Raw genomic sequence first — 21,482 nt, 5'->3', positions numbered from 1 at the left:
CCTACCGTGAATGGTGAACGCGAAGGTCACCGAAGAACGCGGTCACCAGCGGATTGAGCAGGTCCGCCCGCTCCCACTGCAGGAAGTGGCCCGCACCCGGCACCACGACCGGCCCGGCGCGGTCGGTGAACGCCACCTCGCAGGTGTGCAGGAAATCCGGCCCGATGACGTGGTCGTCCATGCCGTAGAGGATCAGCGTCGGCACGTCGACCTTGCGGTCCAGGATCGGCGGCTCACTCATCGGCCTGCCGTGCATCAGCTGGTAGCACGCCCAGCCGGCACGCATCCGCTCCTCGGTGGCGAACGGTTCGGCCATGAAGTCAATGTCAGCGGCGCTGAACGTACCCGGCGACGCCCACAGCCGGTGGCCGTACATTCCGCCGATGTACCGCCTGCGTTTGGCCGGTGAATCGAGTTCCGCGGCCAGCGCATCCGGTGTCACACCCTGCAGGTGGCGGTAATCGGCGGTCGGTCCGTCGCCGAGTGCTGTTATCGATGCGACGTCGATGCCCGCCGCGACGAAGTCGTCGAACACGAACGGCGGCACCGTGTTGAAGTAGACGAGCTTGTCGACGAATCCGGGGTACCGGTGCAGCATGTCGACGGCGACCGCACCGCCGAGGTCACCGCAGACGACGCCGCAACGCTCGTGACCGAGCACGTCGTGCACGAGCAGGTACAGGTCACGGCTCCACGCCGCGAGGTCGTAGACGTCGTCGGCCGAGAGATCGGAGTCGCCGAAGCCGCGCAGATCGGGCGCGATCACCTCGTGGCCGGCCGCGGCCAGCGGACCGATGTTGCGCCACCAGATCCGCTTCGTCTCGGGGTAACCGTGCACCAACAACAACGGGTAGCCGCCGAGGCCTTCGTGCACGAACGCGAGCGACAAGCCGTCGCGGTGCTCGCTCGCGGAGACGTGCCGGCGGTGGATCTCGAAGGCGTCCGGCGCGGGTGTCGCCGGCTGTGCAGGTCTCAACCGCAGGTCGTAGTGCACGGCAGCGAGTCTGCCGCACCGGCCGTCAGATGTTCGCGGATCCACCAACAGGTGTGCGGCGGCGGCGAAGGCCGACCTCGTCGCTCACGCCACCTGACCCTTGACCACCGGCAGACCCGGATCGCTGGCGACGTCTAGCGGCGAGGGCGCCGCACCCGCGGCGATCAGGTGCGCGGCGAACGAGGCGATCATCGCGCCGTTGTCGGTGCAGAGCCGGGGGCGCGGCACGCGCAGGGTCAGTCCGGCTGCGGCGCAACGCTCTTCGGCGAGCTCACGCAGCCGGGAGTTGGCCGCCACCCCGCCGGCGATGAGCAGCGTGGACACCCCGAGCTCGGTGGCGGCCCGCACCGCTTTGAGGGTCAGCACATCGGCGACGGCTTCCTGGAAGCCGGCCGCGACGTCGGCCTGCGCCGCCTCCGGGTGGCTCTCCACATAGCGGGCGACACTGGTCTTGAGCCCGGAGAAGCTGAACGCGTACGGATCGTCGCGGGGGCCGGTCATCCCGCGCGGGAACGCGACAGCCGCGCGGTCGCCCTCACGCGCCAGCTCGTCGAGCACCCTGCCGCCGGGGTAGCCGAGCCCGAGCAGGCGCGCGACCTTGTCGTAGGCCTCCCCCGCCGCGTCGTCGACCGTGCTGCCCAGTTCCAGGATCGGCTCGCCGAGTGACCGGACATGCAGCAGATGGGTGTGCCCGCCGGACACCAGCAGCCCGACGCACTCGGGCAGCGGGCCGTGGTCGTAGACGTCGGCGGCGAGGTGACCGCCGAGGTGGTTGACGGCGTAGAACGGCACCTGCCAGGCGGCCGCGTAGGCCTTGGCCGCCGCCACCCCCACGAGCAGCGCCCCGGCCAGACCCGGTCCGATGGTGGCCGCCACGACGTCGGGTCTGCGCACACCGGCGGTTTCCAGGGCCCGGCGCATCGTCGGGCCGAGCGCCTCGAGGTGCGCCCTGGACGCGATCTCGGGCACCACGCCGCCGAACCGGGCGTGCTCGTCGACGCTGGACGCCACCTCGTCGGCGAGCAGCCGGACGGCGCCGTCGTCGGTCAGCTCGGCGACACCGACACCGGTCTCGTCGCAGGAGCTCTCGATGGCACAGATGATGGTCATGGCGGATCGCGCCTCATCGTATAGGCGTCGGCGCCGCTGACCCGGTAATACCGTTTGCGCAGGCCCACCACGACGAAGCCGGAACTGGTGTACAGCCCGATCGCCGGGTCGTTGTCCGTGCGCACCTCGAGGAACACCACACCGTCGCCCGCGTGCACCAGCACCTCGTCCAGCAGCCGGCGGCCGATGCCCCTGCCCTGGTATTCGGGATCGACACCGATGGTGTGAATCTCGTACTCGTACGGCGCTTTTCGGCCCAGCCGGGCGATCCCGGCATAGCCGACGAGTGTGTCGTCCACGCGCGCCGCGACGTAGTGGTTGTGCCTGGCGGCCAATTCGGTGCGGAACGCCTGCGCCGGCCACGGGTCGTCGCCCGGGAACAGCAGGGACTCCAGTTCCGCGCACCGCGCAGCGTCCTCAGGCTGCAGCGGGCCGTAGACGACGGTCATCGCCGCGCCGTCGGGGGCTTCGCGTCGGGCCTGCGCAAATACAGCGGCACCAGCGGCTCGGGCTCGGCGTCCCAGTCGTCGACGGCGCGGACCAGCCCGGCCGGCGACGGGTACACCGGAGAGAGTCGCGGCAGGTCGAACAGCGCGGCATGCTCCGGTGAACCGGCCACGGCGCCGGCACCGGCGGGCACGTCGGCCGGTGCGCTGACCGCGGGGCCGTCGGTCCGCACGCCACTGCGGTAGCGCGCCCAGTACACCTCGCGGCGCCGGGCGTCGGTGACCACCAGGAGATCCGGGGCGGAGGAGGCGTCCACACCGATCGCATCCAGACTGCACACCCCGCGCACCGGGATGCCCAGCGCGTGACCGTAGGCGGCGGCGCTCGCCATGCCGACCCGCAGCCCGGTGAACGGTCCCGGTCCGCAGCCGACGACCACGGCGTCGAGCGCGTCGACCCCGACGTCCGCGTCGCGCAGTGCGGCGAGCACGTTCGGGGTCAGCTGTTCGGCGTGCGCGCGGGCGTCGACGGTGACGCGCTCGGCGAGCACGGTCACCTCGGCACCCGATCGGCGCACCACACCGGCGCTCACCGCGGGGGTGGCGGTGTCGATGGTCAGGATCAGCGTGCTCACTGCGCGCTCCACTGCCACACCGCGCTGCGGGCCTCGGTGTGCGCACTGCGTTCGAGGCGGATGCCGAGGTGATGCTCGGAGAGCCGCTCGGCCAGACCCTCACCCCACTCGACGACCACAACGGCATCGTCGAGATCGGTGTCGAGGTCCAGTGAGTCGAGCTCGGCCAGCAGGTCGGCACCGGGATGGTCGAGCAGCCGGTACATGTCGACGTGCACCATCGCGGGTGCGTCCGGCCGTCGCGCCCGGTGTACGCGGGCCAGCACGAAGGTGGGCGAGGTGACCGGCCCGTCGACGTCCATCGCCTGCGCGATCCCCTTGGCCAGCACGGTTTTTCCTGCACCCAGCGGTCCCGACAGCACCACCACGTCGCCGGCGCGCAACTGTGCGCCCAGCCGCGCACCGAGGGCGACGGTGTCCTCGGCGGTGGCCAGTTCCGCCGTCCCGCCCGACCGCTCAGCCATGGGGCCGGGCCCGCTCCCGCAGCCGCCGCCCGAGAGCGACGAGCTTGGAGGGCGTGGCGCGCTCGACGAGCCGCACCAGCGCGTCGTCGATGGTCTCCGGCTCCTCGAGTTGAACCAGATGACCTGCGCCGCCGACGATCACCAGCTCGGACTTCGGCAGCGCCGCGGCCATCTCCTGCGAGTACTCCATCGGGGTCAGCAGGTCGCGGTCACCGCAGGCGATCAGAGTGGGCACCTTGGCCAGCGTCGCGAGGCCCGCGGTCTCGTCGTGCACCTCCAGCGCGTGCAGGAATTCGACCAGGGTGGCGATCGGGGTGTCGTGCATCATCCGCTCGGAGAACGCGACGACGCTCGGGCTGATCTTCTCGTCGCCGTAGGACGCCGCCCGCAGCACCGGGCCGATCACCGCGCGCGCCGCGCCGCGGGTGCGGTGGACGGCCCCGGGTGCGTACCGCGCCGCGAACCGCGCCGCCTCCAGGGCCGGGTTCTTCAGGATCTCGCCCAGTGGCGAACGCGAAACTCCCTCGGCGGCTGAGGAGATGAGTGCGGCGCCGACGACGCGGGTGGGATAGCGCTGCGGGAATTGGCGGGCGTGCGACAGCACGGTCATCCCGCCCATCGAATGTCCGACGAGCACCACCGGGCCCTTCGGCGCCGTCACGGCCAGCACGGTGTCGAGGTCCTGACCGAGCTGGGTGACGGTGTAGGTGTCCGGTGGCGCCGCACCGGACTGGCCGTGGCCGCGCTGGTCGTAGAACACCATCCGGACCTGCGGCCCCCACTGCTCGGCCAGGCGGGCGCGCTGGAAGTGGAACGCGCCCATGCGCAGACAGAAGCCGTGCGCGAACACCACCGTCAGCGGCGCGTCCAGCGGCCCGGTCTCGCGAACCGCCAGCGGCACCCCGTCCGACGTGGTCACCACCGAACTGCGGTCGGCGTCGAGGAGTTCGAAGTCCTCGTCGAGGTGCGGGTCGTCGTCGGTGACGCGCCGGGTCAGCGACCTCATCACCGTCGAACCGGCGAGCCCGCCGACGGCCGCAAGGCCCGCCGCCCCTGCCAGCCAGCGCGCGCCGCGCAGACGTCCGCGCCTGCGTGCCTCGTCGCCGGTCACCGGGCCGAAACCGCCTGCGGTCCGCCGCGATACACCCGGGCGACCCGGCCCCGCGGACTGGTGACGACCTCGTAGTTGATGGTGCCGAGCAGCTCGGCCCAGTCCTGCGCGGTCGGTTCCCCGGCGTCGCCCGGGCCGAAGAGGATGGCGCGGTCACCCTCGGCGACGTCCACCGGACCCGGGCCGAGGTCGACGACGAACTGGTCCATGCAGATGCGGCCGACGCCGCGACGCAGCCGTCCGTTGATCAGCACGTCGAGGCGGCCGCCCAGGCTGCGGAACACGCCGTCGGCGTAGCCGATCGGCAGCAGTGCGACGGTGGTGTCACGCTCGGCGATCCAGGTGTGGCCGTAGGAGACACCGTCGCCGGCGGTGATGCTGCGGACCATCGCGACCGGGCAGGTGAGCGTCATGGCCGGCCGCAGCCCCATGTCGCCGCGCTGCGGGATCGGCGTCTGGCCGTAGACGGCGATGCCCGGCCGAACCAGGTCGTAGGCCAGGTCCGGACGGGTCAGCGCCGCCGGCGAATTGCACAGGTGCACCACCTCGAAGCGGACTCCGCGGTCATGCGCCAGCTCCCGCATCTCGGTGAACCGCCGGGCCTGCCGGTCGTTGACCGGGTTGTCCGGTTCATCGCCGAGGGCGAGATGCGACATCAGCCCCCGCAACCGGATCGCGTCGTCGGCCTGCGCCCTGCGCAGCGCGTCGAGCAGCGCCGGGTATTCGGCCGGGCTGACACCGTTGCGGCTCAGTCCGGTGTCGGCCTTGACCGTGACGGTGGCGGTGCGCCCGGTGCGGCGGACCGCGCCGAGGAGGTCGTCGAGTTGACGCACCGAGGACACCGCGATCTGGACGTCGGCCGCCACGGCGGGGGCGAAGTCGGCGCCGGGCGCGTGCAACCAGGCCAGCACGGGCGCGGTGATGCCGTCGCGGCGCAGTGCCAGCGCCTCGTCGAGGGTGGCCACGCCCAATTCGGCCGCTCCGGCGGCGAGCGCCGCGCGCCCCACCGGAGCGGCGCCGTGGCCGTACCCGTCGGCCTTGACGACGGCCATCACCTGCGCCGATCCGGCGCGTTCGCGCAGCACGGCGATGTTGTGGGCGACCGCGTCGAGGTCCACCACCGCCTGCGCGGTGGTGGTGAGGTCGGTCGGCGGCGCAGTCATCTCGTCACCGATTGTCCCAGAGGCCGCCGAGGCGCCGCCGGGGCCGCCCGCGGGACTAGTGCGCGAAGGGCTGGATCTCGTCGAACCGGCCGTCGGGCTTGAGCGCGTCGAGGTGCCCCAGCACGGTCACGATGTCGTCGCGCAGCGCTCTGGCGAGGTCGGTCGAGAAGCCCTCGCGCACCACCACCCGCAGCACCGAGACGTTCTCGGCGCCCTCGGGCATGGTGTAGGCCGGGACCTGCCACCCGTAGCCCCGCAGCGCCTGTGACACGTCGAATTCGGTGTAGCCGGGATCGCCCTTGAGCCGGAAGCTCACCACCGGGATGGCCGAGCCGTCGGTGATCAGCTCGAAGTGCTCACTGTCGCGCAACTGGTCGCCGAGCCACCGCGCGGTGTGTGACAGGGAATGCATCACCTGCGTGTACCCGGCCCTGCCCAGCCGGATGAAGTTGTAGTACTGGCCGACCACCTGGTTGCCGGGCCGGGAGAAGTTCAGCGTGAACGTCGGCATGTCACCGCCCAGGTAGTTCACCCGGAACACCAGTTCCTCGGGCAGGTGCTCGGCGCTGCGCCACACCACGAAACCGATGCCGGGATAGGTCAGTCCGTACTTGTGGCCGCTGACGTTGATCGACACCACCCGCGGCAGCCGGAAGTCCCACACCAAATCAGGGTGCAGGAACGGGACCACGAACCCGCCGCTGGCGGCGTCCACGTGCACGGGGATGTCGAGCTTGCGGGACCCTGTCGCGAGTTCGTCGAGGGCGGCGCAGATCTCGCCGATCGGCTCGAGCTCACCGGTGTAGGTGGTGCCCAGGATCGCCACCACGCCGATGGTGTCCTCGTCGACGTGCTCCAGCACCTGCTCGGCGGTGATGACGTAGCGGTCCTCGGCCATCGGCAGGTAGCGCGGCTCGATGTCGAAGTAGCGGCAGAACTTCTCCCACACCACCTGGACGTTGGCGCCCATCACCAGATTCGGGGTACGGCCCTTCCAATCGTCGTTGCGCTGACGCCACCGCCATTTCAGCGCCAGCCCCGCCAGCATCACCGCCTCGCTCGACCCGATCGTCGACACCCCGACGGCGCTGGCCGGCTCGTCGTCGCGCAGGTCCTCGGCATGGAACAGGTCGGCGACCATGCACACGCAGCGCTGCTCGATGGCCGCGGTCGCCGGGTACTCGTCCTTGTCGATCATGTTCTTGTCGAACGTCTCGGCCATCAGCTTCTCGGCCTCGGGGTCCATCCACGTGGTGACGAACGTCGCGAGGTTGAGCCGGGAGCTGCCGTCGAGCATCAACTCGTCGTGGATGAACCGGTACGCCGACTGCGGATCGAGGCACTCCTCGGGCATGCGCAGTGACGGCACCGGCGCCATCGCCAGCCGGCCGGTGTACGCGGGAGCGATGTGGGGGGCGGGCTTGTGCCTGCGCGACATGGCGTTTCCTCTCGAGTTACAGCTGGGCCAGTGCGGTCCGGATGTGGGCAAGGATGCGCGACGCCGACGTCGGCGCCGGGTGCGGTCCTGGATCGAGCGCCGAGGCGCCGGCGGCGCGGGCGTGCACGAAGGCCGCCGCGGCGGCGGCCTCGCCGGGCGGCAGCCCCGCCGCCAGCAGCGCGCCGATCATCCCGGACAGCACGTCGCCGGATCCTGCCGTGGCAGCCCAGGATTCGTCGGCGCGGTTCACATACACAGCGGACCCCGGCTCGGCGATCACGGTGACGTTCCCCTTGAGCAGCACGGTCGCGCCGAACTGGTCGGCGAGCCTGCGGGTGGCGGCGATGCGGTCGTCGCCGGGCGGCGAGCCCGCGAGCCGGGCGAACTCGCCGGCGTGCGGGGTGAGCACCGTCGGCGCTCGTCGGTCGGCGAGCAGGTCGGGGTGTGCGGCGAGGATGGTCAGACCGTCGGCGTCGACGATCACCGGCAGGTCCTGGTCCAGTGCGAACACCAGGGCCGCGGCGCCTGCGCTGTCGGTGCCCAACCCCGGTCCGACCACCCAGGCCTGGACGCGGCCGGCCTCCTGGGCGGTCGGCGTGGCGATCACCTCCGGCCACAGCGCTAGCACCTGCTGGCCCGCCGTGCCCGCGTAGCGCACCATTCCCGAGGTCGCCGCGACGGCGGCGCCCGTGCACAGCACGGCCGCACCCGGATAGGTCGACGACCCGGCCAGGATGCCGGTGACACCCTGGGTGTACTTGTCGTCGCGGGGGCCGGGAACCGGCCAGCGCGCCAGCACGTCGCCCGCCTCGAAAGCGGCGGCGACGGCATCGGGCAGGTCGAGGCCGATGTCCACCAGCTCGACCCGGCCGCAGTCGCCGAGGGCGTGCACGGGTTTGTAGCCGCCGAAGGTGACGGTGAGCGCGGCGCGCACGTGGGCGCCGTCGGCGGCGCCCGTCGCGACGTCGAGCCCGCTCGGCAGATCGACCGCGACGACGGGGGTGCCTGCGGCGTCGACGGCGGCGAACGCCTCGGCGGCGCCGGGTCGAAGCGGGCCGCTGCCGGAGATCCCGACGACGCCGTCGATCACGAGATCGGTTGCGGGCGGGACCCGCTCGACCACCTGCCCGCCTGCGCGCCGGAACGCCGCCAGACCCGCACGGTGCGCGCGATCGGGGGTGAGCAGGACGGCGGTGGCCGCCACCCCGCGGCGCCGCAGTAAGGCCGCCGCCCACAGCGCATCGCCGCCGTTGTCACCGGAGCCGACGACCGCGCACACCCGGCGCCCCGCGACACCACCGGTGCGCAGCACCAGTTCGCGGGCGATCGCGGTGGCCAGCCCATGAGCGGCGCGCCGCATCAGGGCGCCGTCGGGCAGGCGTTGCAGCAGCGGCGCTTCGGCGTCGCGGATCGCATCCGCCGAGTAGTAGTGCCGCATCACCGCAAGCCTACGGTCTGGGCGCCGTACTGCTGGGCTGTTCGGGGTGATGGCACACGGCTTCGACGTTGACGCCGTCCGGGTCGAGGACGAACGCGCCGTAGTAGTCGGCGTGATATTCGGGGCGCTGCCCAGGTTCGAGCAGCGACCGGCCACCCGCGGCGAGCGCTGCGTCGTAAAAGGCGCGCACGGTCGCCCGGTCGTCCGCCGTGAACGCCAGGTGCATGTTCGAACCGACGGCGCCGTCCGCCACCAGCCAGAAGAACGGCTTGGGGTGGCGCCCGAACCCGTGCATCTCCAGCTGTCCGGCCGCCGGATCGGCGGGCACCTCGAGCAGCTTGACGATGCCGAGGACGGCCAGCACCGGCTCGTAGAAGGTCAGCGAGCGGGGTAGGTCGGGCACCGCGATGTTGAGGTGGTCGATGAGCGAACCGGTGAAGTCGGGCATGGCGGGACCACCGCTTCCTGTCGTAGTGTTTAATTGCTCGGCGCAATAGTTGCATCGTGCAAATACTTACCTGTGCAGTGAAACACCCGAGCAGAGGGAGCGCAACCGTGCCCGAGCGATCGGCCGGCCGGACAGCGGCCGTGCGTGACGCCATCGAGGCGATGGCCGGATGGCAGGTGCTCGTCGCCCAGTTCAACGATCTGGTGGCCCGCAGGCTCGGGGTGTCGCCCACGGAGACTCAATGTCTCTACGTGCTGGCCAGATTCGGACCGGCCACGCCCGGCGAACTGGCCCGGCGGGTGAATCTCAGCAGCGGCGCCACCACCCGCATGCTGGACCGTCTGCTGGCGGCGGGCTACATCACCCGCTCCCCCGACCCGCACGACCGCCGCCGTGTGGTGATCGCACCCGCGGGCGACGGCATCGCCCGGGTCGCCGCGATGTACGAACCGCTCAACGCCGACCTCGCCGGACTTCTCACCGACTTCGACGTCGCCGGCCTGCAGCGGCTGGCCCGCTTCGCCCGTGCCGCCGAACACGTCACCGAGGAGCGCATCCGCGAGCTCTGACCCGCGCCGAGACGACCTAACGTCCGTCGACCTCGTCCCAGAACTGCCCTGCCCGGGCGGCGATCTCGTCGGGGAACTCGCCGTTGATCGCGTGCGAGGCGTCCGGCCAGAGCTCGACCTGACCGCGGGTCAACAGGTCCCGGGCCCGCCGCGCGGCCCGACGGGCATCGTGGATCACGCTGCGTCCGGCGATCAGCGCCAACACCGGGATGTCGAGCGACCGCAACTCGTCGTCGGTGAACCGCTGCGGAAGCGGCTGCCGCAGAATGAAATCAGTGGTGCCGGCGGAGATCAGGGCAGCCACGGGCACGCGCTCGTCGACATCGGCGCCGCCGGAGAGCCAGCGCAGCACGCGGCGGCGCACGAACTGCGGCGTGCCGGGCAGGCCCATCGGCGCCACCGCGAGCATCGTGCGGACCGGGATCGGCGCGAACGTCATCACCGGGTCGAGCAGGGTCAGCGATGCGGCACGCCCGGGAATGCGCACGGCGTGGTTGGCTGCCGTCCAGCCGCCGAAGGAGACGCCCATCAGGTGGACCGACCGCAATTCCAGGCCGGCCAGCAGGTCCTCGAACCAGCGCGCCTGATCATCGGCGCCGCGCAGCGGGCGGTCCTGCACCGACATGCCGGGCTCGCCGAGCAGGTCCACGCCGTACACCGTGCGGTGCGCCAGCAGGCCGGGCAGATTGGCGGCCCACATGGGGGTGGACGCGTTGCGACCGGGCAGCAGCACCACGGGACGTCCGCCGCCACCGTCGAAGCGGTACACCCGCACCGTGCCGAAAGCCGTTGTCACATCGATCGACTCGTCATGCGACGGCAGGTCCGCCTGAGCCCGCCGGTAGGCGTCGATGAAGTGCGCGTGTGCGGCGTCGCTGCGGAAGCACCCGACCCCGCCCACCGGGGCTACTCGACGGTGACGGACTTGGCGAGGTTACGGGGCTTGTCGACGTCGTACCCGCGGGCCTGCGCCACTCCCGCGGCGAACACCTGGAGCGGGATCGTCGACAGCAGGGGCTGGAAAAGCGTTGACACCGCTGGTATCTCGATCAGGTGATCGGCGTAGGGGCGCACGGTGTCGTCACCCTCCTCGGCGATCACGATCGTGACGGCCCCGCGGGCCTGGATCTCCCGGATGTTGCTCAGCAGCTTCGAGTGCAGCATCGCGGCGTTCTTGGGCGACGGCATCACGACGATGACGGGCAGGTCGTCCTCGATCAGCGCGATCGGCCCGTGCTTGAGCTCGCCGGCGGCGAAGCCCTCGGCATGCATGTACGCCAGTTCCTTGAGCTTGAGCGCGCCCTCCAGCGCCACCGGGTAACCCACGTGGCGCCCGAGGAACAGGATCGTCGGCGACTTCGCGAACCGCTGCGCCAGGCCGTAGACCGAGTCCATGGTTTCCAGCACCTGCTGCACGAGTTCCGGCATCGCCTCGAGCTCGTGGTACTCGCGCTCGACCTCGTCGGGGTACTTGGTGCCGCGGGCCTGCGCGAGCGCCAGCCCCACCAGGTAGTTGGCCGCGATCTGCGCGAGGAACGTCTTGGTGGACGCCACGCCGATCTCGGGTCCGGCGCGGGTGTAGAGCACCGCGTCGCATTCGCGCGGGATCTGGGAGCCGTTGGTGTTGCAGACCGCGAGCACCTTGGCCTTCTGCTCCTTGGCGTGACGCACCGCCTCGAGCGTGTCGGCGGTCTCACCCGACTGCGAGATGGCGATCACCAACGTGCTGCGGTCGAGCACCGGGTCGCGGTAGCGGAACTCGCTGGCCAGCTCCACCTCGACGGGCAGCCGCGTCCAGTGCTCGATCGCGTACTTGGCCAGCAGCCCGGAGTGGTAGGCCGTGCCACACGCCACGATGAAGACCTTGTCGATCTCGCGAAGTTCCTGATCGCTCAGGCGCTGCTCGTCGAGCACGATGCGGCCGTCGACGAAGTGGCCGAGCAGGGTGTCGGCCACCGCCGTCGGCTGCTCGGCGATCTCCTTGAGCATGAAGTACTCGTAGCCGCCCTTCTCGGCGGCCGACAGGTCCCAGTCGATGTGGAACTCACGGAAGTCGTCGGTGGCCTCGCCGTGGAAGTCGGTGACCCGATAGCCGTCGGCGGTGACCACCACCGCCTGGTTCTGTCCGAGTTCGACGGCGTCGCGGGTGTGCTCGATGAACGCGGCGACGTCGGAGCCGACGAACATCTCCCCGTCGCCGATGCCGAGCACCAGCGGGGTGGACCGCCGGGCGGCCACGATCGTGCCGGGATCGTCGGCGCTGGCGAACACCAGCGTGAAGTGGCCCTCCAGGCGCGGCAGCACCGCCATCACCGAGCCGACGAAGTCACCCGCGGTCGGGCCGTGGTGGTACTGCCAGGCCACCAGGTGCACGGCGACCTCGGAGTCGGTGTCGCTGGCGAACTCCACGCCGGTCGCCTCGAGTTCGTGCCGCAGCGGCGCGAAATTCTCGATGATGCCGTTGTGGACGACGGCGAACTTGCCCGTGGCGTCGCGGTGCGGGTGGGCGTTGCGGTCGGTCGGCCGGCCGTGGGTGGCCCAGCGGGTGTGCCCGAGGCCCGTCTGGCCCGACAACGTGGCGGGATCCGTGCATTCGAGGACCTCGCCGAGGTTGGCCAGCCGGCCCGCCCGGCGCTCCACCTTCATGCCGCCGTCTCCGTCGAGCAGGGCGATGCCCGCTGAGTCGTAGCCGCGGTACTCCATCCGGTGCAGCGCGTCGACAACGATGCCGCAGGCGGGGCGCTGCCCCACGTAGCCGACGATTCCGCACATAGGGGTCCAGAGTAGTGCAAGGGCCGCGCTCAGCCCTGCCACCACCACCATGGACCAACGCTGAGCTGCGAAGACGGACGGTCGAGGGGCCGGATCGCCACCCACGGGCGGCCCGTCGCTGTGAACTCACGGGTTTCGTTGCTGCCGAAGTTTGCCAGCAGTGAAGACGACGGAGCATTGTCGGACGTTCGCGCTTAGCAGAGTCTTTGCAAGCGCAAACACCATCGGTCCGGCTCTGGGCGTCTAGCCGATCCGTCGCCGCGCGACCACGACGCCGAAGGCGGAATACGGCGGCGGTGGGCTACGGTCGATTCGTGCCGAGCACCAAGAAGCTGTTCAAGGCGCTGACCCGCCGCGGACCGCACCGCGTTCTGCGCGGTGACCTCGCCTTCGCCGGACTTCCCGGTGTCGTCTACACCCCGGAGTCGGGCATGAACCTGCCCGCGGTGGCGTTCGGCCACGACTGGCTGGCCGGTGACTACCGCTATCACGGGACCATCGAGCACCTGGCGTCGTGGGGCATCGTCGCCGCCGTGCCGGCCACCGAGACCGGGCTGGCGCCCTCGGTGCTCAACCTGGCGTTCGACCTGGGGACCACCCTGGACATCCTCAGCGGCGTGCGGCTGGGGCCCGGCAAGATCAGCGTGCACCCCACCAAGCTCGGCCTGGCGGGGCACGGTTTCGGCGGGTCGGCGGCCGTGTTCGCCGCGGCAGGCATGCCGTCGCGGGTGAAGGCCGTCGCCGCGTTGTTCCCGACGGTGACCAGTCCCCCGACCGTGCAGCCGGCGGCGTCGCTGCGAGTGCCGGGCCTGATCCTGGCCGATCCGGGCGATCCGATGTCCCTGCGATCCAACGCCGTCGAACTGGCGCGGGTGTGGCGTCCGGCGACACTGCGCGCGGTGCACAAGGTCAAGGCCGGCGGCCTCATCGAGGGCAGGCGCCTGGCCCGCGTGGTCGGCCTGCCCGGCGCCGACAAGGGCACCCAGAAGATCGTCCGGGCACTGCTCACCGGCTATCTCCTGCACGAGTTGACCGGCGACAAGGCCTATCGCGACTTCGCCGACCCCGAGGCGGCGCTGCCCCACGCGGACGTGCTCGACCCGTTCTCCGACGACCCCGTCGACCTGGAGAACAAGGTCGTCGCCCTGCTCAAGCCCTGACCCGCCGCGCGCCCAACCAACCGGTTGGGATAGGTTTTGGAGTCATGCGGACTGGCATCTTCCTGAGCTACGCCGGCGGCTTCAAGGAAGCGGTCGAGGACGTCGTCGAACTGGAGAAGGTCGGTGTCGACATCGCCCTGGTCGCCGAGGCCTACTCCTATGACGCGATCAGCCAGCTGGGCTATCTGGCGGCGAAGACCTCGACGATCGAGCTGGGCTCCGGCGTCGTCCCGATCTACGTGCGCACACCATCGCTGCTGGCGATGACGGCCGCGGGTCTGGACTACGTGTCCGACGGCCGGTTCCGGCTGGGCATCGGCACCTCGGGACCGCAGGTGATGGAGGGCTTCCACGGCGTGCCCTTCGACGCTCCGCTCGGTCGCACCCGCGAAGTCGTCGAGATCTGCCGCCAGGTGTGGCGCCGCGAGGACGTCGTCCACGACGGCCGCCACTACCAGATCCCCTTGCCCGCCGACCGGGGCACCGGTCTCGGCAAGCCGCTTCACCTCATCAATCATCCGGTGCGCGAACGTATCCCGATCACCATCGCCGCGCTCGGCCCGAAGAACGTCGAGTTGACCGCCGAGATCGCCGAGGGCTGGCAACCGGTGTTCTTCCTCCCGGAGAAGGCTGACGACGTGTGGGGCGACGCATTGCGCAGCGGATCGGCCAGGCGCGACCCGCAACTCGGCCCACTGGACGTCATGGTCAGCGCCAGCCTGGCCATCGGCGACGACGTCGAGGACAAGCTTGCGTGGGCCAAACCCCAACTGGCGCTCTACATCGGCGGCATGGGAGCCCGGGGGCAGAACTTCTATCACAAGCTCGCCACCCGCTACGGCTACGGCGAGATCGCCGACCACATCCAGGATCTGTTCCTGGCAGGCAAGAAGGCCGAAGCCATCGACGCCGTGCCCGACGAACTCGTGCGCAGCGTGTCGCTGGTCGGCACACGGGGTTTCGTCAAGGAACGGCTGGCCGCGTTCGCCGAGGCCGGTGTCACAACAATGCTGGTGCACCCGTTGACCGGCGATCGTCGTGAGTCGGTGCGGTACGTCGAGGAACTGCAGTCACTGCTGCCCTGATCGCCGCCGGGGCCGACCCCGTGTCGGCGCACGGTGACCAGCGCCATAGCGGCATTTCCGTGCAGACCCGGTAGACTGCTCACAGCGGCATCGTCTGTTCTGCCTTTTGCCGCTTCTCGATCGTCAACCGAGCGCCGCGGGAACTCACCCGCGCCGGGCAGGACGACCACACTACTTTTTCGGAGTATCCAACCTTGTCTGTGCAAGAAACCGGTGGGTCAACCATGCCCTCCTTCGCCGACTTCGACCTGCCGAAGGCCGTCGTCGATTCCCTCTCCGCCAACGGCGTCGAGAGCCCCTTCCCCATCCAGTCCGCCACGCTGCCCGACTCGCTGGCAGGCCGTGACGTGCTGGGCCGCGGCCGGACCGGCTCCGGCAAGACCTATGCCTTCCTGCTGCCGGTCGTCACCCGGCTGGCCAACGACGCGAAGCCGCGTCGTCCCGGCAAGCCGCGCGCGCTGATCCTCGCGCCGACGCGCGAACTCGTCGCCCAGATCGACGCGGCGCTGGCCCCGCTGGCCGAGGCGACCGGTCTGCGTTCCGTCGTCATCTTCGGCGGTGTCGGCGCGCAACCGCAGATCAACAAGCTGCGCCAGGGCGTCGACATCGTGATCGCCTGCCCGGGCCGGCTCGAGGACCATGTGCGTTCGCATCACGCGGACCTGTCCGCGATCGAGATCACCGTGCTCGACGAGGCCGACCACATGGCCGACCTCGGCTTCCTGCCCCCCGTCAAGCGGCTGCTCGACAAGACACCGCGCGACGGGCAGCGGATGTTGTTCTCCGCCACCCTCGACGGCGGCGTCGACGTCATCGTCAAGCGCTACCTCACCAACCCGATCGAGCACAGCGTCGACTCGGCGCAGTCACCGGTGTCGGCGATGGTGCACCACGTGCTGCACGTCGACGGCACGGCGGCACGGGTCAACGTGCTGACCGACCTCGCCGCGTCACCGGGCCGCACCATCGTCTTCGCCCGCACCAAGCACGGCGCGAAGAACCTGACACGGCAGCTCAACTCGCGCGGCGTACCCGCCGTCGAACTGCACGGCAACTTGTCGCAGAACGCCCGCACGCGCAACCTCGCCGCGTTCTCCGACGGCTCCGCCACGGTCATGGTGGCCACCGACATCGCCGCGCGCGGCATCCACGTCGATGACATCACCCTGGTCGTACACGCTGATCCGCCCGTCGAGCACAAGGCGTACCTGCACCGCTCGGGCCGCACGGCCCGCGCCGGCGCCGACGGCACCGTGGTCACCCTGATGCTGGACGCGCAGGTGTCCGACGTCCGGACGCTGACCCGCAAGGCGGGCATCAAGCCGACGATCACCCGCTTCAACGGTGCCTCGCACCCGGTGTTGCTCGAGATCGCCCCGGGTGAGCGCAGTTTCGACGGACCGCTGGTGGTCGCGGCGCCGATGAACGAGCAGAACGAACCGCGTCAGCAGTCCGGACGACGGCGCAATCCGAACCGCGGCGGCCAGGGCGGCGGCGGCCAGAACGGCGGCCAGAGCCGTGGCGGCCAGCGCGGCGGTGCCCAACGCAGCGGGCACTCCGGCGGCCAGGGCGGCGGCGGCAACCGCCGCGGTCAGTCCGGACGGACCGGCGGCGGGCGGAGCACCACTGCCGCATCATTCTCGGCCGGGTTGTCGCGCAGCCGCTGATCGGCGACGAGCACTGACGGAAGGCCCGCGGGTTCACCGCGGGCCTTTCTCTTGGCTCAGTGGGTCAGTACTGCTCCGCGATCGCTCGGGCGACCGTCCTGATGCGGTTCATGTCCAGTGAGAGGTCCACGATGTTCATCGTCGGGACCAACCGCTCACCCGCGACCTGGAATTCGGGACCGACTACGACGTCGAACACGCCACTTGCGGCGTCGCCTGCCACCCGGTGCCCGCCGATGTCGAAGTGATCTGTCGAGTAGTCGAGGTGTTCCGGCCTCAGATACGTCGAGGACGTGGTGACCATGTCGCTGTTGTCGAGCGTGAAAGCGCATGTGCTGACCGATGAACTCGCCACATCGATGTCGACTCGCTGGGTGGATCGCAGTCGCTCGGGTGCCGCGCACGGATCCGCGCCCGTCAGCACGGTGGTCGGGAAGTCGGTCGATCCCCATCCGGGGCGTTCTGCGAATTCGCGGATCGCGGTTCGCATGACGTCCTCGCCGACCGCGCAGGCGTCGGCTTCAGGCGGTGCGGACGCGTGCACGATCAGCCGAGTGCTGTCGGAATATGCGGCGAGCACGCCGCATGTCCAGCTCACGACGTCATCGCGCGGCGGTGCGTCCGGCGCCTCCAGAGCCGAGGTGACTGCGACATCGACACCGTCGATGTCGAGACGCTCGGCCCAGGCCGGCGTCTCCACCGGAGGAACCGTCGCGACGTTCACGCCGATGTTGACCTCGACCTCGCGATCTCCGTCGACCGTGTGGGCGTCGCAGCTCAGCGGCATTGAATGCCCCTCGACCGTCAGCGGCTGACCGGCGACCGCCGACGCGTCACCGTACAGGGCGCAGGGGTCGACGTTGCGCAGCGACTGGATCACACCGAGCCGATCCTGACCCGCCGGTGCGCTCGGCGGCGGCTCCGGTGACTTCGCCGGCGCGGAATCGTCTGGCGCACATGCGGTCAGCACTGCCGCCACCGCCACGGCGATCCGCAGGAGCACAACCTTCACGCGCATCAGCCTAAGCACGTCTCGGTAGGTGTCCCCGCACCAATCATGCGGCTGGTTCGCTCATCCGCCCGCCTGAGGCACTTCGTCGGCGGCGATCTCGCATGGCGTGCCAGCCTGCTCCGGCGAAGCGCCTTGCGGTGGCGGTTCGGCCGCGGCGACGGGCTCGGCGGGTGGCGGCGGTGTCGGTGTCGGCTCAGCAGGTGGCTCCTCGGCAGAGGGCTCCCCGGCAACCGGCTCCTCGGCAGGTGCAACCGGCGTCGGGGTTTCGGCGCATTCCGGTGTTTCGCCGGTCACGCCGGGCGTGGAGCCCGCGGCGTCGGTGGAGGCCGGCGACCCGCCGCCGCCAGCCGGATTCACCGAACCAGCGCCGGATTCGGCTTCACCGTTATCGTCTTCGGGCTCCGCCACGTCGGGTTCGCCGTCGTCGAGTTCGGCGTCCTTCTCATCGGGTGGCTCGAGCTCATCGAGACCTGAGAGCGCGTCACCCGACGACCCGAGCAACCCGCCGAGCATGTCAGCGAACTGCTGGCCCATCCCGGAGAGCCCGGACCCCACGTCCGGCAGCCCACCCATTGCAGGCGTCGACGACGGCGCGGCGGCAGGCTCGACCGGAGCCGCCGCCGGTTCGGGCGCCGCCGACAACGCCGTCGGCTCCATGGCGGCGGGCGCCGCTCCCCCCGCAGCCGGTGCCGGTGACGAAGCCGGCCACGGTGCTGCGCCGGCCGCGGGAGCGCTCCACGCCGGCGATCCACCCCACGCGGGTTCCCCGCCACCGGATGGCTCAGCCGCAGAATATGTTTCGGTGACCCCGGCCGGTGCGGTGCGGACCGCTGCCGGCCCCCAGTCGGCGGGCACTTCGAACACGGGCGCCGGCTCGGAGGTCAGCTCCGCGGTCGCCGCGTCGTAGGCGGCCACCACGTCGTCGGTACCCGCCCGCATCGCGGAGACCCATTCGTTGCCTATCTCGCCGGCGACGAACGGTTTCACGCGCAGATCGACCAGTTCACTCGCCGCCACGCGGTCTCCGGCTCCGGTGAGTACCGTGTGCGCGGCCGCCCGCCACTCCTCGGTTTCGCTGGTCTCGGCGATCGCCTGCGTGGCGACGACTTTGAGGTCGACGCTGCGCCACAGACCATCCCGCAGTTCCGCCAGCACCTCGGCCGCAGCGCGCACCGCAGTCGCTGCCATCGCCGACGCGTCACCGTGACGTCGCAGGAATTCCTGAGCCGACCGCGCACCGGATCCGGCCCAGGAGTCGGCCAGCGCGCCGACCGTACCGTCCTGCAGGTCTCGGGCCTGCTCGACGGCCGCCGTCGCCGCTCGCAGCCGGGCGCAATCGGCGTCGAGAGAGTGCAGATCCATGCCGGACTCGCTGCCGTACCAGCCGTCCACCTGGCCAGCCCGGGCGGTGAGATCGGGGTGGTTGAATCCAATTGCGGCGCAGGCTGATACATAGGCGTCTACGGTGTCGACCGCCGGCTGCCCGTCCGCCAGCCGGCCGGCGACGTCGAACTGGCCGGCCATCGCTCAGCCGACCCGGCGTGCCGCAGCGGCGTCGACATCGGTGTAGCGGTCCGCCGAAAGCCGCAGCAGCACTGCGATCTCCGTCGCCGCCCTCGACCACTGCCGCAGTGGAGCGACAACATCGTCGACGGCGGTGCGCAACGCTTCGCCCCGCATGGTGTGCGCCCGCCCCGCAGCGGCGCCGTCGAACGTCAGCGCATTCAGATGAGTGCGGACCGCGGTGTCGACGAGGCGGGCCGCCGACTCGTACTGGTGCGCTGCGGCGCGCAGCGCGGCTGCGTCGACGCGGGTGGCGTCACGTTCTCCCATACCCGGGTTGGACGCCGCGGGCGATGATCCGGTTCCGCGTCAGCGCTGTTGGCTCACCGATTCCGCCACGCGGACGGCGAGCTGGCGAGCGGTGTCCTCGTCGGCGGCCTCCACCATCACCCGGACCACCTGCTCGGTTCCCGACGGCCGCAACAGGATCCGGCCGGTGTCACCGAGCTCGGCCTCGGCCTGCGCGACGGCCGTCTGCACCGACGGGGCCTGCGCGACCGTCGCCTTGTCGGCGACCTGGACGTTGATCAGCACCTGCGGGAGCGTCTCCATCGGCGCGGCGAGGTCGGCCAGCGGCGTGCGCGTCTGAGCCATCCGCGACATCAGCCGCAGGCCCGTGACGATGCCGTCCCCGGTGGTGCCGAACGACGGCAGCACGATGTGACCCGACTGCTCACCGCCGAGGGTGAATTCACCGGCACGCAGTTCTTCGAGCACGTAGCGGTCGCCGACGCCGGTGGTGCGCACCTCGATGCCGGACGCCCGCATGGCCAGGTGCAGGCCGAGGTTGCTCATCACCGTCGCAACCAGCGTGTTCGACGCCAGTTCGTCGGCCTCCTGCATGGCGAGCGCGAGCACGACCATGATGGCGTCGCCGTCGATGACGCGGCCTGTGGCGTCAACGGCCAGGCAGCGGTCGGCGTCGCCGTCGTGGGCCAGGCCGAGGTCGGCGCCCTGCGCGACGACGGTGGCCTGCAACGTCTCCATGTGGGTGGACCCGCAGCCGTCGTTGATGTTCAGGCCGGTGGGTTCGGCGTTGATCGCGATGACGCGGGCGCCTGCGGCGCGGTAGGCCAGCGGCGCCGCGGTCGACGCCGCGCCGTGCGCGCAGTCGACCACCACGGTCAGGCCGTCGAGGCGGCTGGTGACGGCCTTGCCGACGTGGCGCAGATAGCGCTCGAGCGCGTCCTCGGCGTCGACAACCCGGCCGATGCCGGCACCGACCGGCCGCTCACCGGGTCCGGCCTGCACGAGCTCCTCGATCCGGTCCTCGGTGGCGTCGTCGAGTTTGTGACCGCCCGGGCCGAAGATCTTGATGCCGTTGTCGGGCATCGGATTGTGCGAGGCGGAGATCATCACGCCGAAGTCGGCGTCGTAGGCATTGGTCAGATAGGCGACCGCGGGCGTCGGCAACACGCCGACCCGCAGCGCGTCGACACCTTCGCTGGTCAGCCCGGCGATCACCGCGGCCTCCAGCATCTCGCCGCTGGCCCGCGGGTCGCGGCCGACCACTGCGACGCGCCGTCGCTCCTGCCCGCCGGTGGTGCCCAATCTGCGGGCCGCCGCCGAGCCCAGCGCCAGCGCCAACTCGGCCGTCAGGTCCCGATTGGCGACGCCGCGCACCCCGTCGGTGCCGAAGAGTCGACCCATGCGCACAACCTCTCACACATCGCGGTGCGAGAGCCAACCCGCGCGGGTGCCGTCCGCTCCGCCGCCAAACCGATACGGCGGCGAGACCCAGACAGCCCACCGCCCGTGTCCGAAGTGGACACGGGCGGTGACTTGACCGTTAGTTACCGGTTTCCACCGGCGCGCGAGTTCTCGGAGTTGCCCGCACCGCCGGACTGACCCGGAGTGCCGGCGTTCTGCTCGATGAGCACGGGTCCACCGGTGACGGTGCAGACCGTTTCGTTGGTGGTTTCGTCGCCAGCGTCGATCTGCTCGGCGAGGACGTTGAGGTTCACGCCGTTGAGCGCCTGGACACCGCAGATGGCGGCGGCCACGTTGGCCGCGACGGCGGCGTTCACGTTCTCGAGGATGGTGACGTCGCCCACGGCGACGTTGACGAGGCCGTCCTGCAGGTTGAGCGGCTGTGCGGTTGCACTGCCCATGCCGACGGTGAACAGCAGCGAGCCGCCGATCATTGCACCTGCGGCTGTGGTCTTCATGATGTTCTTCATTTCGGTGGATCCCTTTCAGTCGTGGAAGTCGCGGTCCGGCCCCTCGACGAGCGACTGGACTCGTACCGGAGGCAGGAATTGCCTGCCAACGCCGCTATGGCGCCCGAACTTCCTGACAGGGGGCTTCCTTGATCAGGGGCGAGTTCAAACCAAAATCACAGAAATAAGTTCGACTGGTCGCGTATAATGTGGCGATCTAATTAACTGTCGCGTAGATTTTGCGGCGC

At 70.6% G+C, this 21,482-nt stretch carries 21 protein-coding genes; 4 read left to right on the top strand and 17 right to left on the bottom strand.

The window, feature by feature from the left end; all coding sequences use genetic code 11:
- Window position 1 precedes the first annotated feature (1 nt).
- From O6P37_RS09425 to O6P37_RS09380, 10 genes are all read right to left on the bottom strand, one after another.
- Window positions 2–994, bottom strand: a complete 993-nt coding sequence (locus O6P37_RS09425; RefSeq protein ID WP_269893808.1) for an alpha/beta fold hydrolase — start codon at window positions 992–994, stop codon at window positions 2–4.
- Between the two features lie 84 nt (window positions 995–1,078).
- On the bottom strand, window positions 1,079–2,104 hold the full coding sequence (gene tsaD / locus O6P37_RS09420) for a tRNA (adenosine(37)-N6)-threonylcarbamoyltransferase complex transferase subunit TsaD (protein ID WP_269893807.1): 1,026 nt from the start codon (window positions 2,102–2,104) through the stop codon (window positions 1,079–1,081).
- Window positions 2,101–2,553: a ribosomal protein S18-alanine N-acetyltransferase gene (rimI, locus tag O6P37_RS09415; protein WP_269893806.1), complete on the bottom strand. Its 453-nt coding sequence runs from the start codon at window positions 2,551–2,553 to the stop codon at window positions 2,101–2,103. The genes tsaD and rimI overlap by 4 nt, the downstream gene beginning before the upstream one ends.
- Window positions 2,550–3,185 carry a tRNA (adenosine(37)-N6)-threonylcarbamoyltransferase complex dimerization subunit type 1 TsaB gene (tsaB, locus tag O6P37_RS09410; RefSeq protein WP_269893805.1) on the bottom strand — a complete coding sequence of 212 codons (636 nt, stop codon included), beginning with the start codon at window positions 3,183–3,185 and terminating at the stop codon, window positions 2,550–2,552. The genes rimI and tsaB overlap by 4 nt, the downstream gene beginning before the upstream one ends.
- On the bottom strand, window positions 3,182–3,649 hold the full coding sequence (tsaE, locus tag O6P37_RS09405) for a tRNA (adenosine(37)-N6)-threonylcarbamoyltransferase complex ATPase subunit type 1 TsaE (protein ID WP_269893804.1): 468 nt from the start codon (window positions 3,647–3,649) through the stop codon (window positions 3,182–3,184). Before tsaE ends, tsaB begins: the two co-directional genes overlap by 4 nt.
- Window positions 3,642–4,760, bottom strand: a complete 1,119-nt coding sequence (locus O6P37_RS09400; protein WP_269893803.1) for an alpha/beta fold hydrolase — start codon at window positions 4,758–4,760, stop codon at window positions 3,642–3,644. The genes tsaE and O6P37_RS09400 overlap by 8 nt, the downstream gene beginning before the upstream one ends.
- Window positions 4,757–5,923 carry an alanine racemase gene (alr, locus tag O6P37_RS09395; protein ID WP_269893802.1) on the bottom strand — a complete coding sequence of 389 codons (1,167 nt, stop codon included), beginning with the start codon at window positions 5,921–5,923 and terminating at the stop codon, window positions 4,757–4,759. Before alr ends, O6P37_RS09400 begins: the two co-directional genes overlap by 4 nt.
- 55 nt (window positions 5,924–5,978) lie before the next feature.
- On the bottom strand, window positions 5,979–7,361 hold the full coding sequence (locus O6P37_RS09390; RefSeq protein WP_269893801.1) for a glutamate decarboxylase: 1,383 nt from the start codon (window positions 7,359–7,361) through the stop codon (window positions 5,979–5,981).
- Between the two features lie 16 nt (window positions 7,362–7,377).
- On the bottom strand, window positions 7,378–8,799 hold the full coding sequence (locus tag O6P37_RS09385; RefSeq protein WP_269893800.1) for an NAD(P)H-hydrate dehydratase: 1,422 nt from the start codon (window positions 8,797–8,799) through the stop codon (window positions 7,378–7,380).
- Window positions 8,800–8,809: 10 nt separating this feature from the next.
- Window positions 8,810–9,247, bottom strand: a complete 438-nt coding sequence (locus tag O6P37_RS09380; protein ID WP_269893799.1) for a VOC family protein — start codon at window positions 9,245–9,247, stop codon at window positions 8,810–8,812.
- A gap of 107 nt (window positions 9,248–9,354) precedes the next feature.
- Here O6P37_RS09380 and O6P37_RS09375 point away from each other — a divergent pair, with 107 nt between their 5' ends.
- Window positions 9,355–9,816, top strand: coding sequence for a MarR family transcriptional regulator (locus O6P37_RS09375; protein ID WP_269893798.1), 462 nt, complete (start codon window positions 9,355–9,357; stop codon window positions 9,814–9,816).
- Window positions 9,817–9,832: 16 nt separating this feature from the next.
- Here the strand turns inward: O6P37_RS09375 and O6P37_RS09370 are convergent, their stop codons facing one another.
- Both O6P37_RS09370 and glmS read right to left on the bottom strand, forming a co-directional pair.
- The gene (locus tag O6P37_RS09370; RefSeq protein ID WP_269893797.1) at window positions 9,833–10,717 is read right to left on the bottom strand and encodes an alpha/beta fold hydrolase; all 885 of its coding nucleotides are present in this window, start codon (window positions 10,715–10,717) and stop codon (window positions 9,833–9,835) included.
- A gap of 5 nt (window positions 10,718–10,722) precedes the next feature.
- Complete coding sequence (glmS, locus tag O6P37_RS09365; protein ID WP_269893796.1) at window positions 10,723–12,588, bottom strand: glutamine--fructose-6-phosphate transaminase (isomerizing); 1,866 nt, start codon at window positions 12,586–12,588, stop codon at window positions 10,723–10,725.
- 314 nt (window positions 12,589–12,902) lie between these two features.
- Here glmS and O6P37_RS09360 point away from each other — a divergent pair, with 314 nt between their 5' ends.
- The 3 genes from O6P37_RS09360 (at window position 12,903) to O6P37_RS09350 (ending at window position 16,500) form a co-directional block, all read left to right on the top strand.
- Window positions 12,903–13,748, top strand: coding sequence for a dienelactone hydrolase family protein (locus O6P37_RS09360; RefSeq protein WP_269893795.1), 846 nt, complete (start codon window positions 12,903–12,905; stop codon window positions 13,746–13,748).
- A 44-nt stretch (window positions 13,749–13,792) separates the two neighbouring features.
- Window positions 13,793–14,833, top strand: a complete 1,041-nt coding sequence (locus O6P37_RS09355; protein WP_269893794.1) for an LLM class F420-dependent oxidoreductase — start codon at window positions 13,793–13,795, stop codon at window positions 14,831–14,833.
- A gap of 224 nt (window positions 14,834–15,057) precedes the next feature.
- Window positions 15,058–16,500: a DEAD/DEAH box helicase gene (locus O6P37_RS09350; protein WP_269893793.1), complete on the top strand. Its 1,443-nt coding sequence runs from the start codon at window positions 15,058–15,060 to the stop codon at window positions 16,498–16,500.
- Window positions 16,501–16,564: 64 nt separating this feature from the next.
- On the opposite strand, the gene O6P37_RS09345 is transcribed toward O6P37_RS09350, so the two are convergent.
- The 5 genes from O6P37_RS09345 to O6P37_RS09325 form a co-directional block, all read right to left on the bottom strand.
- Window positions 16,565–17,512 (bottom strand): hypothetical protein, encoded by a 948-nt coding sequence (locus O6P37_RS09345; protein WP_269893792.1) that lies wholly within the window; start codon window positions 17,510–17,512, stop codon window positions 16,565–16,567.
- A gap of 60 nt (window positions 17,513–17,572) precedes the next feature.
- A complete protein-coding gene (locus tag O6P37_RS09340; RefSeq protein ID WP_269893791.1) occupies window positions 17,573–19,036 on the bottom strand; it encodes a hypothetical protein in 1,464 nt (487 codons plus the stop codon).
- Between the two features lie 3 nt (window positions 19,037–19,039).
- A complete protein-coding gene (locus tag O6P37_RS09335) occupies window positions 19,040–19,345 on the bottom strand; it encodes a type VII secretion target (protein WP_269893790.1) in 306 nt (101 codons plus the stop codon).
- A gap of 39 nt (window positions 19,346–19,384) precedes the next feature.
- Window positions 19,385–20,725, bottom strand: a complete 1,341-nt coding sequence (gene glmM / locus O6P37_RS09330) for a phosphoglucosamine mutase (protein WP_269893789.1) — start codon at window positions 20,723–20,725, stop codon at window positions 19,385–19,387.
- Window positions 20,726–20,868: 143 nt separating this feature from the next.
- Window positions 20,869–21,243, bottom strand: coding sequence for a hypothetical protein (locus O6P37_RS09325; protein ID WP_269893788.1), 375 nt, complete (start codon window positions 21,241–21,243; stop codon window positions 20,869–20,871).
- Window positions 21,244–21,482 lie beyond the last annotated feature (239 nt).

Origin of the sequence: Mycobacterium hippophais, from assembly GCF_027529605.1 — a bacterium.
Lineage (GTDB): Bacteria > Actinomycetota > Actinomycetes > Mycobacteriales > Mycobacteriaceae > Mycobacterium > Mycobacterium arseniciresistens.
Note: the sequence above shows the minus strand (reverse complement) of the source record. Positions and strands in the feature narration are given on the sequence as shown.

Coding starts and splice junctions, on each gene's coding strand:
- tsaD (WP_269893807.1), bottom strand. CDS start 2,104: ATGACCATCATCTGTGCCATCGAGAGCTCCTGCGACGAGACCGGTGTC.
- rimI (WP_269893806.1), bottom strand. CDS start 2,553: ATGACCGTCGTCTACGGCCCGCTGCAGCCTGAGGACGCTGCGCGGTGC.
- tsaE (WP_269893804.1), bottom strand. CDS start 3,649: ATGGCTGAGCGGTCGGGCGGGACGGCGGAACTGGCCACCGCCGAGGAC.
- alr (WP_269893802.1), bottom strand. CDS start 5,923: ATGACTGCGCCGCCGACCGACCTCACCACCACCGCGCAGGCGGTGGTG.
- O6P37_RS09390 (WP_269893801.1), bottom strand. CDS start 7,361: ATGTCGCGCAGGCACAAGCCCGCCCCCCACATCGCTCCCGCGTACACC.
- O6P37_RS09385 (WP_269893800.1), bottom strand. CDS start 8,799: ATGCGGCACTACTACTCGGCGGATGCGATCCGCGACGCCGAAGCGCCG.
- O6P37_RS09380 (WP_269893799.1), bottom strand. CDS start 9,247: ATGCCCGACTTCACCGGTTCGCTCATCGACCACCTCAACATCGCGGTG.
- glmS (WP_269893796.1), bottom strand. CDS start 12,588: ATGTGCGGAATCGTCGGCTACGTGGGGCAGCGCCCCGCCTGCGGCATC.
- O6P37_RS09355 (WP_269893794.1), top strand. CDS start 13,793: ATGCGGACTGGCATCTTCCTGAGCTACGCCGGCGGCTTCAAGGAAGCG.
- O6P37_RS09350 (WP_269893793.1), top strand. CDS start 15,058: ATGCCCTCCTTCGCCGACTTCGACCTGCCGAAGGCCGTCGTCGATTCC.
- O6P37_RS09340 (WP_269893791.1), bottom strand. CDS start 19,036: ATGGCCGGCCAGTTCGACGTCGCCGGCCGGCTGGCGGACGGGCAGCCG.
- O6P37_RS09335 (WP_269893790.1), bottom strand. CDS start 19,345: ATGGGAGAACGTGACGCCACCCGCGTCGACGCAGCCGCGCTGCGCGCC.
- glmM (WP_269893789.1), bottom strand. CDS start 20,725: ATGGGTCGACTCTTCGGCACCGACGGGGTGCGCGGCGTCGCCAATCGG.
- O6P37_RS09325 (WP_269893788.1), bottom strand. CDS start 21,243: ATGAAGACCACAGCCGCAGGTGCAATGATCGGCGGCTCGCTGCTGTTC.